The organism is Bradyrhizobium brasilense, assembly GCF_029714345.1.
Taxonomy (GTDB): Bacteria; Pseudomonadota; Alphaproteobacteria; order Rhizobiales; family Xanthobacteraceae; genus Bradyrhizobium; species Bradyrhizobium australafricanum.
In genome coordinates this window covers 6,025,621-6,039,724 of sequence record NZ_CP121669.1, presented here as the reverse complement: position 1 = coordinate 6,039,724, position 14,104 = coordinate 6,025,621, and the positions used below count along the sequence as shown (strand labels likewise).

Genomic DNA, 14,104 nt, shown 5'->3' with positions numbered 1-14,104 from the left:
GAACCGCATCCGGACGAGCGAGCAAGCCGCGATCAGGGCAGCGGCGCCATGTAGGGAATGCTGCCGACCAGAGCGAACACCTGCACCGCGTTGCACAGCATGCCGCCCCAATGCAGCTGGCGCAGCCGCCGCACCGCGGTCGGATCGCCGGCGTCTCTCGCGTCCGCCTCGGCATCGAGCCGCCGCAGAAACCACTGCCGCGCCAGCACCGCGAACCCTGCGATCGAGGCGATGCCAAGCGCAACGGCGAACCGGCCGGCCGCGGCAAAGGCGAGCATGCCGATCACGCCCGAGACAGTGAGCACGAGGAAGTAGGCATTGAACATGCCGCGCAGCAGCCGGGTGACCGGCGGGACGTCGAGCTTCACAAGCAAGAACGCCGGCGCGGCCAGCAGGAAGTATCCCATCGGCACCAGCAGGATGATGGTGGAAAACAGGACCGCTTGATCCGGCGTCATGCAGCCGCTCCGTGTTGGAAGGCGAGAGGATTTCGGTGCGGAGAACCTGGGGTAGTATCCGTGCGGGATATGTCCCGCACTATTATGCTTTGGTCGGATGCGATGATATCAGGCCCGAGGTCCGCGCAAAGTCCAGCGAGGGACGGCCCGCATCCCGTTTGCGAATGCAGGCCCCAGCCGCGAGCATGCCACATCTGTTTGGGTGGACCGGCTCTTGCATGCTAGAGATGACCTACGTCCAACCTCTGAGGCCAGAATTCTCATGCCCATCGTGAACCGCGTCGCCGATCTGCAACCCGATATCCAGGCCTGGCGCCGCGACATCCATGAAAACCCCGAGCTGCTCTATGATGTGCACCGCACGGCATCATTCGTCGCCGACCGGTTGCGCGAGTTCGGTTGCGACGAGGTCGCGACCGGGCTCGGCAAGACCGGCGTGGTCGGGGTCATCAAGGGCAAGAAAGGGCCGGCCAAGGGCGACGTCAAGGTGATCGGCCTGCGCGCCGACATGGATGCGCTGCCGATTCACGAACAGACCAATTTGCCCTACGCCTCGAAGACGCCGGGCAAGATGCACGCCTGCGGCCATGACGGCCACACCGCGATGCTGCTCGGCGCCGCGCGCTATCTGGCCGAGACGCGCAATTTCGCCGGCGACGCGGTCGTGATCTTCCAGCCGGCCGAGGAGGGCGGAGCGGGTGCCGCCGCGATGATCAAGGACGGCCTGATGGACCGCTTCGGCATCGAGCAGGTCTACGGCATGCACAACGGTCCGGGGATTCCGATCGGCTCGTTCGCGATCCGCACCGGACCGATCATGGCCGCGACCGATGCGATCGACGTCAAGATCGAAGGGCTCGGCGGCCACGCCGCGCGTCCGCACAAATGCATCGATTCCGTGCTGGTCGGCGCGCAGCTCGTCACCGCCTTGCAGCAGATCGTCGCGCGCACCGTCGATCCGCTCGACTCCGCCGTGATCTCGATGTGCGAATTCCACGCCGGCAACGCCCGCAACGTGATCCCGCAGACCGCGGAGTTGCGCGGCACCGTGCGCACCCTGACCCGCGAGGTGCGCGACCTCATCGAGAAGCGCGTGCGCGAGGTGGTCGACGGCGTTGCGAAGATGACCGGCGCGAAGATCGATCTCACCTATGAGCGCGGCTACCCGGTCACCGTCAACCATGAGGCGCAGACCGAATTCGCGAGCCGCATCGCGCGCGAGGTCGCGGGCGCGTCCAACGTGCACGAAATGCCGCCGCTGATGGGCGCCGAGGATTTTTCCTACATGCTGGAAGCGCGACCCGGCGCCTTCATCTTCTGCGGCAATGGCGACAGCGCCGGCTTGCATCACCCTGCCTACAATTTCAACGACGAGGCGATCGTCTTCGGCACGTCGTATTTCGTGAAGATCGTCGAGAATGCACTGGCGGCGTGAGGCTCACGCATCCCATCTGACCGGCAGCGTTACCGGACCGCGGAACACCCAGCCGCGCACGACCGGCGGCGCCTCCGTGCGGAGGCGCAGATTGCGCAGGCGCGCGAACAGCATCGGCGCCACGATCTTGCCGACGGTGAGCCGCGACACCCAGGTGCCGGCGCAGAAATGCGGTCCGGCGCCGAATCCCAGATGCGATTGCTTGGGCCGCGTCACGTCGAAGCGATCGGGATCGGCGAAGCGGCTGCCGTCGCGGTTCGCGGCGCCGACGCAGAGGCCGATCTGAAGGTCTTGCGGCAGCGTGGTGCCGGAGAGCTCGACATCGCGGGTGACGCGGCGCGGATACATGCCGATCGGCGAGATCCAGCGCACCGCTTCCTCGAGCGCGGCCGGCCACAGCTCGGGCTTCGCCAGCACGCCGTCCTTCTGCGCCGGGTTTTCCAGGAGGCCGAGCACAAGCGTCAGGATCGCGTCGCGCGGCTCGTTCAGGCCGCCGCCGATGATCACCTTGATGTTGGCGCGGATGCCCTCGATCGGCATCGGCGGATCGGCATTGATCATCGAGGACAGGATCGAAGGATTCGGCTGGCGGCGGTGATCGTCGAGCACCGCGTCGATCGCGGCATCGACCTCGGCGCTCGCCTGCATCGCCTTGCGCTCGATCTCGGCGTCGGCGGCGTAATTGCCGGCGCCGTCGATCAGCGCCTGCGACCACTCGGCGAGGGTCTGCCACGGCATCGCGCGAAAGCCGATCATCGCCATCAGGCTGAGTGAGGCCATCGGCGCGGCCAGGGCGGAGAACAGATCGGCCCCGTCGCTCGCGGCCAGCTCGTCGATCAGCTTTTCTGCGATCGCGGTGAATTTCGGTGCCCAATGCTCCTTGATCGTGGCCGGTCGGAACGAGGGTTCGATCGCCTTGCGGCCGATCGCGTGTTCAGCGCCGTCCTTGCGCATGAAGGTCGGCCCCATCACCTTGTTGACCAGCGAGGCCGGATTGTCGGCCGAGTAGGTCGCGGGATCGCGCTCGATCCGCATGATGTCGTCGAAGCGCGTCACCAGTGTCAGCTTCGCGGGCGCGACGAAGACCGCCGGCGCGATCTCGCGCAGGCGGCGGAAGATCGGATAGGGGTCGTCGAGCAGATCCTGATACGCGATATCGGTGACGACAGGCACGGCGCTGGTCATTGGTCCTCCCGGGAGCGCTTTTTCGCCAAGGCTAGCTTCGGGTGCGTGATCGCTCAATTCGATGGGATCGATCCAGCCCATCGAAATATTCCATGATCTTGTGCTAGGCTAGGCCGCCAGCAATGCGGGAGGCGCAGCGTGGCGGCCAATTCCTCGATCGATCCGGTCGACATCGGGACTCTGCGGACCCTTGTGCTGGTCTATGACCTGCAGTCGTTCTCGGCCGCGGCCAAGCGGCTCGACGTCAATCAGTCCACCATCAGCTATGCGATCGAGCGGCTGCGCGGCGCGCTGCATGACCCGCTGTTCGTCCGCAGCGGCAATGGCGTGACGGCGACCGAGCGCTGTGCGGCGCTGGTCGCCTGGGCGCGAGAGATGATCGGCGAAATTGACGGGCTTGCCTCACCGGCGGAGTTCGATCCGGCGACGGCGCAGGGCAGCGTGACGATCTCCTGCAACTATCACGAACGCCAGACCCTGATCCCGCAGTTCAGCACGCGGCTGCGCGCCGGTGCGCCGCGGGTCCGTCTCGTCCTGCTCGATGCCGCGGGCCACGGCGACGTCCATCTCAAGCAGAACCAGTGCGACATCGTGCTCGGTCCGGTCGGGGTCGTCGGCGAGAGCTTCTTCCGGCGCCATATCCTCACCGACCACTATGTCTGCGTGATGGATCGGGCCAATCCGCTGGCGCGCGGCCGAATCGCGCTGTCGGCCTATGCCAGGGCCGAGCATGTCTTCATCACCCATAGCGGTGAGTGGCAGCCGCTTTATCTCGCGGCGCTGAGGGCGAGGAAGATCGAGATCGAGCCAGTGGTCAGCCTGCCCAACCACGACAGTCTGGAGCGCATCATCACAGGCACCAGGCTCGTTGCGACCATCCCGCATCATCTGGCGCGGGCGATGCGCGGCGGCCTCCATGTCGCTGCGCTGCCGTTCCGCGTGCCGATCTCGATCGACATGTACTGGAGCGCCAGGACCGCCAAATCCGGCCTGCACAAATGGGCGCGGGGCCTGCTGGCCGAGGTTGCGAAGGCCTGCGCCGCCTGAGCGAGGAGCCGTGCTGCAGGTCCAAAGCAAAAGGCCCGCACCGGAGTGCGGGCCTTTGTCCGGCGCGTTGCTGCGCCGAAAGCGTGGGGCGTCAGAACAGGTGGTAGAACACGTAGTAGAGAACGCCCGAGATGATCATCGCGGCCGGCAGCGTCAGCGCCCAGGCCATCGCGATGTTGCGGATCGTGGCCCATTGCAGGCCGGAGCCGTTGGCGGCCATGGTGCCGGCGATGCCTGACGACAGCACGTGCGTGGTCGAGACCGGCAGGCCGTAGCCGTCGGCCGCCGCGATCGTCGCGGCCGCCGTGATCTCGGCGCAGGCGCCCTGCGCGTAGGTCAGGTGGGTCTTGCCGATCTTCTCGCCGACGGTGACGACGATACGCTTCCAGCCGACCATGGTGCCGAGGCCGAGCGCGATGGCGACGGCGAACTTCACCCAGCTCGGGATGAACTTCGTCGCGGCATCGAGCGAGCCCTTGTACGCGTTCAGCGTGGCGATGTCGGCAGCGGTCAGCTCGGCTTCCTTGTCCTTCATCAGGAAACGGATCGCCTCGGACGCCAGGTACATGTCGTTACGGGTGTTGCCGACCGCGTCAGCCGGAAACTTGGCCAGCGATCCATACTGGGCAACCTGCTGGCCGATGTCGCGCACCAGCACCGCAAGCGACGGAAAGGTGCCTTCGTTGATCTGGTGCTGCGCGACATAGTTGGTCACAGCCGGGCGCGGATTGCCGATCACGTTGTAACCGGCGGCCTTGCCTTCGATGACCTTGCTGGCCGCGGTCGAGTGCGCCGTGAACAGCTCGATCTGGCTCGAGGGCATTGCGCGGTTCAGCGCATAGGCGGTCGGCACGGTGCCGATCAGGATGAGCATGATCAGGCCCATGCCCTTCTGACCGTCGTTGGAGCCGTGGAAGAAGCTGACCAGCGTGCAGGTCAGGATCAGGATGCCGCGGATCCACCACGGCGGCGGCTGGTCGCCGACCGGTTCGCCGAATAGCGCCGGCGTCGCGCGCTGCAGCGCGATCTTGAGGAGGTAGAGCAGGCCGGCGGCGAGCGCGAAGCCGAACAGCGGCGACAGCAGCAGCGCCTTCGCGATGTTGGTCGCCTGCGACCAGTCGACGCCCGAGGTGCCGTCACGGCCGCGCAGCAGCGCGTTGGTGATGCCGACGCCCATGATCGAACCGATCAGGGTGTGCGAGCTCGAGGCCGGCAGGCCGAGCCACCAGGTGCCGAGATTCCAGATGATGGCGGCGATCAAGAGCGCGAACACCATGGCAAAGCCGGCACTGCTGCCGACCTGCAGGATCAGTTCGACCGGAAGCAGCGAGACGATGCCGAACGCGACGGCGCCGCTGGAGAGCAGCACGCCGATCAGGTTGAACATGCCCGACCACACCACGGCGACATGCGCCGGCAGCGAGCGGGTGTAGATCACGGTGGCGACCGCGTTCGCGGTGTCATGGAAGCCGTTGACGAATTCGAAGCCGAGCGCGATCAGCAGCGCGACGAACAGCAGGATATACGGCAGGAACGAGGTGATGCGCGTGCCGGTGGCGTCGACATCGGCATAGATGCTGTAGGCAACGAACAGCAGCGCGGCCGCAACCACGCCCAAATAGATAACCCCGGTGAGAGGATGAAAGCCCTTGTCGAGGTCCGGACCCTTTTTCAGGGCGGGCTCGATCGAGCCGGGTAACGCCATATCGCTCATGGTAAACTCCTGTCCCAATGCTCCCGATTTTGATCGATGCATATGACAAGCAATTGAAATCCGGCCCGCGAGCCGCGCCGGTCTCCCGTGGCGGTGGACATCGAGCCGAAGTTTTGTGCAACGCATTGAGCGCGCACGTGGCTTCGCGGCCTCGTGGCAATCTTCAGCAACAAGGATCGCGGATCGCGACGGAAAGCTGTGGCCTGCGTTTCGCAGGACGAGACAATGTGCGGAGGACATCACACTGGCATCCGGCCGGCCGGGCAGCCGGAGAATTCGGCGGACGCCTGCGAGTGAAAGGTTGCGAAATGACGGAGGGGGATTGAGAGATGAGGTGGCGCGCCGCACGATCGGGGCTAGCAAACCGCGCAGCGCGCCCGCCTCAGGGTACGTCATGGCGTGAACATGACGCCCGATACCTGCGGAACACGCTACCTTACCACGGATCAATTCAAGGTTGTAGGTATTTGTCCGCAGCTTAGAACAATTTCTCGTTGCGATGTGGTTCCTCAGGTTCCGTCGGTTTTGCGGAACTCACGCTGCATCGGCTGATCTGCGCAACTGATGTGCGGCGATTTTCAGGTCGTCGATAAAGCGCTGATATTCCAGCGCCTTGGCTTTTTCATCCGGCAGCCGCAACAGATAGGACGGGTGCACAGTGACGAGCACCTTGGTTCCGTCGTGGTCGATCAGATGGCCGCGGTTCTTGTTGATCGGCGTGATCTTGCCGAGCACGCTCTGCGCCGCGGTGGCGCCGAGCGCCATCACGAGGTCCGGCTTGATGGTGGCGAGCTCGCGCTCATACCACTGGCGGCAGGCGCGGATCTCCGGTGTGCTCGGCTTCTGGTGCAGCCGGATCTTGCCGCGCGGCACGAATTTGAAGTGCTTCACTGCGTTGGTGACATAGACCTTGCGACGATCGATGCCGGCTTCCTGCAGCGCGCGATCGAGCATCTGGCCGGCCGGTCCGACGAAGGGGTGGCCTGCGAGATCTTCCTTGTCGCCGGGCTGCTCGCCGACCAGCATCAGCGTTGCGCTCTGCGGTCCCTCGCCGAACACGGTCTGGGTTGCGTCTTTCCATAGCGGGCAGGCGCGGCAATCGGCGGCCTCCTCGCGCAAGGCCGCGATCGTGTCGTGAGCTTGCCTGTCTTGAACTTGCTTGCCTTGAACTTGCTTGCGGGGCATCGGCGTATCCTGCCGCTTCTGCGGCTCGGCCGCCTTGCGTGCGATGAAGGGGCCGCTGGTCATGCGCATTGCGTCTTCGATCAGAGGCTTAATGATCGAGTCCTCGGGCAGGTTCCTCCAATAGGCTTGCGGCATCTCCATCACTTTCAGCCGTGCGGGATTGAAGCGGCCGTTGTCGTGACGCCGCCAGGCCTCCTCGAGCCGGTCCTCGGTCGGCACTTCGGATTTGGCGACGCCCGGCGTGATCGAGATCGCGTGCCCGTCCCAATGTGCGCAGACGTCGGGGGTCAGGATCGACCACGGCATGTCGGCGAAGCGGCCGGCGAAGAACGGCGCGGCAAGCTCGACGATGCGATGCTCCGGCTCGAACCATGCGACGTAATGCGCCGTCCGCTCGCGGCCGATCTCGCGGAAGCGCAGATGCGCATGCATCCTGTCGATATCGACATAGACCGCGCGCGCCATCGCGTGGACCTCGGTGACATCGGGATCATCGGTCGCACCGAGCAGATCGTGACGGCTGCGCAGCCGCCACAGCAGGCGATAGAGCAGGGCAAAGCGTTCGTCACTGCGATGCAGGATCGCGGCCTTTGCGAGCTCGACGAATTTGGCCGACACATTGAACCGCGCCTGCGGCGTATCCGGCAATTCATTCACGCAGGATGCCGACGACAATTCGTCGTCGCTGCGTACGGTCCACATGATCTCCGCGGGCTTCACATCGTTCAGCGCCAATCGCCGCGCGGCCTTGCGCCAGCCCTCGAAATCGGTGTCGTTGTCGAGCACGATGATGCGCATGCGATTGCTCCGTTTCCGTCACGCCGCCATTTTCGGGGCCTGCGTGGCTAACACTGCGGAAGATCAGGGCCCGTCCGGTCGGCGGCTGCTGAATCCCATTGATTCCACTCATGAATCAATGAGCTCACCAATCCGATTGACTCCGCGGGCCCTGTTAGCTTTATATTAGAACATATCATGAACAAATGAGCCAGTCCCTGGTTCTCTGTTCAGACCAGTGACGGCCTCAAATTTTGGTTGGAAGGAGCGGCGCATATGCCGGAGCGCGATCAGCAAAAGTGGTCGCCGGTTTTGCGTCCGATCGCGCTCCTCTTTTTTAAGAAAGGCGCATGATCTTGTCGCCAAACCGCTCACACTTTGGCGGATCATGCGCCGCCGCACGCATGGGGACGCTTGCGTCTCTGCGCGGCAGCATCGCGCGCATCGAGGCGCCATCGGATGCGGCGATGCCGAACCGCGTCGCGCTCGGCCACGCCGGCGCGGATGCGATGCTGCGCGGCGGGCTTGCGCCGGCAACATTGCACGAGGTGTTCGCAGCCGGCCATCAGGGCGGCGCGGCGACCGGCTTCATTGCGGGGCTCGCCGGACGGCTGTCGGCGCGCAAGCCGCTGGTCTGGGTGCGGCAGGATTTTTCCGATCGCGAAAACGGCGCGCTGTCGATGCGCGGGCTTGCCGAGCTCGGCCTCGATCCGCGCCTCTTGGTCACGGTGCGCGCCGCCGATGTCGACAGCGGTTTGCGCACCGCGGCCGACGCGCTCGCCTGCGATGCGCTCGGCGCGGTCGTGCTCGAGGTCTGGGGCCAGGCGCGCCAGCTTGATCTCGTCGCCAGCCGCAAACTGACCCTGGCCGCGCAAGCCTCCGGCGTCACCGCGCTGGTGCTGCGGATCGCGGCAACTCCGATCCCCTCGACCGCGGAGACGCGCTGGATCGTGCGCGCGGCGCATTCGCCGCCGGGCAATGCCGCGAGGGTGTGGGGCACGCCGCGCTTCGAGGCCGAACTCGTGCGCAATCGTCATGGCCCGGTCGGGCGATGGATCATGGAATGGAAATGTGATGAGTGCCAATTCAGTGAACCGTCGGCGTATCCTCAGCCTGTGGCTGCCACGCCTGCCCATCGACCGCATCAAACGCAAGCTCGCGCAGGACATCGCCTCGCAAGTTGATGCACGGGAGGTGGCAGGGCTCCCTCTCCCGCAAGCGGGAGAGGCGAAGAAAGCAGAACTCCCCAGCGTCGTCGTCGCAAAAGACCACAACGCCATCCTGCTGCACGCGATCGACGAGGCCGCGGTGCGCGCCGGGCTGTCGATCGGGCTGCCGCTCGCCAATGCGCGGGCGATCTGTCCGGAGCTCACGGTCTATGATGCCGATCCCGCTTCCGATCTGAAGACGCTGAACGACATCGCCGACTGGTGCGATCGCTTCACGCCGCTGGTCGCGCTCGATCTGCCTTACGGGCTGTTTCTCGACATCACCGGCTGCGCGCATCTGTTCGGCGGCGAGCGCGCGCTGCTGCAGACCGTGACGGGGGCGCTGAGCCGGCGCGGCTTTGCCGTCAGCGCGGCGATTGCCAGCACCTCGATCGCGGCGCGTACGCTGACGCGCACCGCCTCGGGCAAGATTGTCGCCGATGGCGAGGAAGCGGCGGCGGTCGGCCCGCTGCCGGTGTCGGCGCTCGGTGCCGATGCCGCTGTCACCACCGGCCTGCGCCGCGCCGGCTTGAAGACCATCGGCGATGTCGCCTCGCGCGCGCCGCATGAAATCTCGGCGCGGTTCGGTGCGGCCTTCACCACCTTGCTCAGCCACGCGCTCGGGCAGGGCGATGCCCCGATCAGCCCGCGCAAGCCGCTGCCCGATTACATCGTCGAGAAGCGTTTCCCCGAGCCGATCGCGACCGACACCGTGATCGCGCTAACGCTCTCAAGCCTCGCCAAGATGCTGGTTGCGGCGATGGACAAGCAGGGCAAGGGCGCCCGGCAGCTGGAGGCGAGCTTCTTCCGCACTGACGGCGCGGTGCGCGCGATCATGGTCGAGACCGGGCGTCCGGTGACGCGGCCCGAGATGATCGACCGCCTGTTCCGCGAGCGGCTCGATGCGCTGAACGATCCGCTCGATCCCGGCTTCGGCTTCGATCTTATTCGCCTCGCTGCCGGCCGCACCGAGATCGTGGTGCAGCAGCAGCGCGATCTCGACGCCACCATACACGACAATGACGAGCTCTCGGCGCTGATCGATCGCATCGCCGCGCGCATCGGCGGAAAACGCGTCGTCGTGCATCTGCCACTGGAAAGCCACATCCCCGAACGATCGGCGCTCGCGCTGCCGGCGCAGCATCATCTGGCCGCGGCCAGCGCCGCCGCCTGGCCGGAGCGCGTCGCCGGCGAACCGCCGCTGCGTCCGCTCAGGCTGTTCGAGCGGCCCGAACCGATCAAGGTGCCGTTCGCGACCGTGCCCGACGGTCCGCCGCATCAATTCACCTGGCGGCGCGCGCAGCACGAGGTGGTGCGGGTCGAGGGTCCCGAGCGCATCGCGATGGAATGGTGGAAGCAGGACGGCGCGTCGCTGACGCGCGATTATTTCCGCGTCGAGGACGCCGAGGGCCAGCGCTTCTGGATCTTTCGCGACGGCCTCTACGAGAGCGAGCTGCGGGACGAGGAGGGCAAGCCCGTTCCGGCCAACTGGTATGTGCATGGGCTGTTCGCATGAGCACACCTCCACCCGACTATGCCGAGATCGGCATCACCAGCAATTTCTCCTTCCTGCGCGGCGGTTCCGATCCGCGCGCCTATGTGCATCAGGCGAGCGAACTCGGGATTCCCGTGATCGGGCTCGCCGATCACAACACGCTGGCCGGCGTGGTGCGCGCCTGGAAGGAGCTCGACAGCGAGAAGGTCGCCCATCCGCCAAAGCTCTTGATCGGCGCCCGCATCGTCTTCATCGACTCTACGCCCGACATCCTGGTCTATCCGCGCGATCGCGCCGCCTATGGCCGGCTGTGCCAGCTCCTGACCCGCGGCAAGCGCGGCGACGACATCGTGCGGATCGAGAAAGGCGAGTGCCATCTGAAGCTCGCCGACCTCCTCGACTTCGCCGAAGGCCAGCTTTTGGTGCTGGCGCTGCCGCATCGGTTCGAGGCTACCGATGCGCTCGATATCCTTGCGCAACTGAAGGCAAGCGCCGCCGACGGCGTCTGGCTCGCCGCAAGCCTGCTCTATCGCGGCGACGACAGGCGCCGCCTCGCGCGGCTGCATGGCCTCGCCACTGACGCCGGCGTGCCGCTCATCGCCACCAACGAGGTGCTCTATCACCATCCGGCGCGCCGTCCGCTGCAGGATGTGCTGACCTGCATCCGCGAAAAGACCACGATCGAGGCGGTCGGCCGCAGGCTCGAGGCCAATGCCGAGCGGCATCTCAAGCCGGCGCATGAAATGGTCAGGTTGTTTCGCGATCTGCCTGACGCGATCGCGGAAACCATGCGCTTTGCTACGCGCATCTCTTTCTCGCTCGACCAGCTCAAATATCAGTATCCCGACGAGCCGGTGCCGCCGGGCAAGACCGCGCAGCAGCATCTGGAAGACCTGACCTGGGCCGGTGTCGACAAATATTTCGGCGGCGAGATCGACGAAAAGCTTCGCACCACTCTGAACAAGGAGCTCGCGCTGATCGCCGAGCTGAAATACGCGCATTACTTCCTCACCGTGCACGACATCGTGCACTATGCGCGCAGCCAGAACATTCTGTGCCAGGGGCGCGGCTCGGCGGCCAATTCCGCGGTCTGCTTCGTGCTCGGCGTCACCTCGGTCGATCCGACCAAGGTCGATCTGTTGTTCGAACGTTTCATCTCCAAGGAGCGGCTGGAGCCGCCCGACATCGACGTCGATTTCGAGCATTCGCGGCGCGAGGAGGTGATGCAATATGTCTACCGCCGCTACGGCCGCCACCGTGCCGCGATCATCGCCACCGTGATCCATTATCGCCCGCGCAGCGCGATCCGCGATGTCGGCAAGGCGCTCGGGTTGACCGAGGATGTCACCGCGGCGCTCGCCGACACCGTGTGGGGCAGCTGGGGCAAGGGCCTCAACGACATGCAGGTGCGCCAGGCCGGGCTCGATCCCAAAAATGCGATGATCAACCTCGCAGTCGAGCTCGCCACTGAGCTGATCGAGTTTCCGCGCCATCTCTCGCAGCATGTCGGCGGCTATGTGCTGACCCAGGACCGGCTCGACACCTATGTGCCGATCGGCAACGCCGCGATGGACGACCGCACCTTCATCGAATGGGACAAGGACGACGTCGATGCGCTTCATATGATGAAGGTCGACGTGCTGGCGCTCGGCATGCTGACCTGCATCCGCAAATGTTTCGACCTGATCGCCGACCACAAGGGCGAGCACTGGGAGCTCGCCACCGTCCCGCAGGACGAAAAAGAAGTCTACGACATGCTGTGCCGCGGCGAGTCGCTCGGCGTGTTCCAGGTCGAGAGCCGGGCGCAAATGAATATGCTGCCGCGGCTGAGGCCGCGCACCTTCTACGATCTCGTCATCGAGGTCGCGATCGTGCGTCCCGGTCCGATCCAGGGCGACATGGTGCATCCTTATCTGCGCCGGCGTAACAAGCAGGAGCGGGTGACTTATCCATCGCCGGCGCCCGACCAGGGCGACAAGGACGAACTCTACAACGTGCTGCATAAGACGCTCGGCGTGCCGCTGTTTCAGGAGCAGGCGATGCGGATCGCGATCGAGGCGGCAAAGTTCACCTCCGAGGAAGCCAACGGCCTGCGCCGCTCGATGGCGACCTTCCGCAACCTCGGTACCATCGGCAGCTACGAGGAGAAGCTGGTCGGCAACATGGTGGCGCGCGGCTACGATCCGGACTTCGCCCGCAGCTGCTTCGACCAGATCAAGGGCTTCGGCAGTTACGGCTTCCCGGAAAGCCACGCCGCGAGTTTCGCTCAACTCGTCTACATCTCCTCATGGCTGAAGCACCATCATCCCGATGCGTTCTGCTGCGGCCTGCTCAACTCGCAGCCGATGGGCTTCTATGCACCGGCCCAGATCGTCGGCGACGCCCGCAAGAACGGCGTCACGGTGCGCGAGGTCGATGTCTCCTTCAGCTTTGCGCAGAACACGCTGGAGGAGAAGGTCGGCGATCATTGCGCGGTGCGGCTCGGCTTTCGCCAGATCGACGGATTTCACTGGCTGGATGAGGACGAGGAGCAGTTGAAACAGCTTCAACTGTCATTCCGGGATGGTGCGCTAGCACCAGACCCGGAATCTCGAGATTCCGGGTTCTCGCTTCGCGATCCTCGGAATGACGGTGTTGAGACAGACTGGGCCGACCGCATCGTCGCCGCGCGCAACCGCCGGCCGTTCACCTCGCTGGAAGATTTCGCCCGCGACACCGGCCTGCCCAAGCGCGCGCTGATCCTGCTCGCTGACGCCGATGCGTTCCGCTCGCTCGGGCTCGACCGCCGCGAGGCGCTGTGGGCGGTGCGGCGGCTGCCCGACGACGTGCCGCTGCCGCTGTTCGAGGCCGCCACCGCACGCGAGCAGCCGGATGAGGGCGCCAAGCCGCTGCCGGAGATGCCGCGTCCGGAGCAGGTGGTCGCCGACTATCAGACCATTCGCCTGTCGCTGAAGGGCCATCCGATGGAGTTTTTGCGCGACACCTTCACGAAGGAGCGCGTCGTCGCCTGTCACACCATCAACCAGAGCAACGACCGCCGCCGCGTCCGCTGTGCCGGCGTCGTGCTGGTGCGGCAGCGGCCGGGCAGCGCCAAGGGCGTCGTGTTCATGACGCTGGAGGACGAGACCGGCATCGCCAACATCGTGGTGTGGCCGAAGGTGATGGAGCAGTACCGCAAGGAGGTGATGGGCGCGCGCCTGATCCTGGTCGAGGGCTATATCCAGAGCAGCCCGGAGGGCGTGACGCATCTGGTGGCGCAGCGCATGACCGATCGCTCCCACGATCTGATCGGCCTCGCCAATGAAGCCTTGAGCCGCAAGCATCCGGTGCCGGCGGGCCCCGCGCTGATCGAGCCGCTCAACGACGACCGCCGCGATCACGGCGACAACTCGCCGCAAAAGATCCGCCACCCGCGCAACGTCCGCATCCTGCCGCCGTCCCGCGATTTCCATTGAACCGCGTGCGACGGCTCTCTCACCGTCACCCTGAGGAGGCCGCGGAGCGGCCGTCTCGAAGGGCGACGGCCCGGCTTTTTCCGCGCGACTGCCAGCGGGGCCGTGCATCCTTCGAGGCTCGCAAGAGTTCGCACCTCAGCGACTG

Annotated in this window: 9 protein-coding genes; 5 read left to right on the top strand and 4 right to left on the bottom strand. The window is 65.6% G+C overall.

Annotated elements, in window-relative coordinates:
• Window positions 1-32: 32 nt before the first annotated feature.
• Window positions 33-458, bottom strand: coding sequence for a hypothetical protein (locus QA635_RS28335; protein WP_283062752.1), 426 nt, complete (start codon window positions 456-458; stop codon window positions 33-35).
• 262 nt (window positions 459-720) lie between these two features.
• On the opposite strand from QA635_RS28335, the gene QA635_RS28330 reads away from it, so the two are divergent.
• Window positions 721-1,893, top strand: coding sequence for a M20 aminoacylase family protein (locus tag QA635_RS28330; protein WP_283062750.1), 1,173 nt, complete (start codon window positions 721-723; stop codon window positions 1,891-1,893).
• A 3-nt stretch (window positions 1,894-1,896) separates the two neighbouring features.
• On the opposite strand, the gene QA635_RS28325 is transcribed toward QA635_RS28330, so the two are convergent.
• On the bottom strand, window positions 1,897-3,078 hold the full coding sequence (locus tag QA635_RS28325) for a cytochrome P450 (protein ID WP_283062748.1): 1,182 nt from the start codon (window positions 3,076-3,078) through the stop codon (window positions 1,897-1,899).
• A 138-nt stretch (window positions 3,079-3,216) separates the two neighbouring features.
• On the opposite strand from QA635_RS28325, the gene QA635_RS28320 reads away from it, so the two are divergent.
• On the top strand, window positions 3,217-4,125 hold the full coding sequence (locus tag QA635_RS28320; protein ID WP_283062746.1) for a LysR family transcriptional regulator: 909 nt from the start codon (window positions 3,217-3,219) through the stop codon (window positions 4,123-4,125).
• A gap of 91 nt (window positions 4,126-4,216) precedes the next feature.
• Here the strand turns inward: QA635_RS28320 and QA635_RS28315 are convergent, their stop codons facing one another.
• On the bottom strand, window positions 4,217-5,839 hold the full coding sequence (locus tag QA635_RS28315) for an inorganic phosphate transporter (protein WP_283062745.1): 1,623 nt from the start codon (window positions 5,837-5,839) through the stop codon (window positions 4,217-4,219).
• A gap of 534 nt (window positions 5,840-6,373) precedes the next feature.
• The gene (locus QA635_RS28310; protein WP_283062743.1) at window positions 6,374-7,822 is read right to left on the bottom strand and encodes a UdgX family uracil-DNA binding protein; all 1,449 of its coding nucleotides are present in this window, start codon (window positions 7,820-7,822) and stop codon (window positions 6,374-6,376) included.
• A gap of 383 nt (window positions 7,823-8,205) precedes the next feature.
• On the opposite strand from QA635_RS28310, the gene QA635_RS28305 reads away from it, so the two are divergent.
• Genes QA635_RS28305 through QA635_RS28295 form a run of 3 tightly spaced genes read left to right on the top strand, consistent with a single transcriptional unit; the run spans window position 8,206 to window position 13,959 of the window.
• Window positions 8,206-8,985: an ImuA family protein gene (locus tag QA635_RS28305; protein ID WP_283062741.1), complete on the top strand. Its 780-nt coding sequence runs from the start codon at window positions 8,206-8,208 to the stop codon at window positions 8,983-8,985.
• On the top strand, window positions 8,876-10,525 hold the full coding sequence (locus tag QA635_RS28300) for a Y-family DNA polymerase (RefSeq protein ID WP_283062739.1): 1,650 nt from the start codon (window positions 8,876-8,878) through the stop codon (window positions 10,523-10,525). The genes QA635_RS28305 and QA635_RS28300 overlap by 110 nt, the downstream gene beginning before the upstream one ends.
• Complete coding sequence (locus QA635_RS28295) at window positions 10,522-13,959, top strand: error-prone DNA polymerase (protein WP_283062737.1); 3,438 nt, start codon at window positions 10,522-10,524, stop codon at window positions 13,957-13,959. The genes QA635_RS28300 and QA635_RS28295 overlap by 4 nt, the downstream gene beginning before the upstream one ends.
• Window positions 13,960-14,104 lie beyond the last annotated feature (145 nt).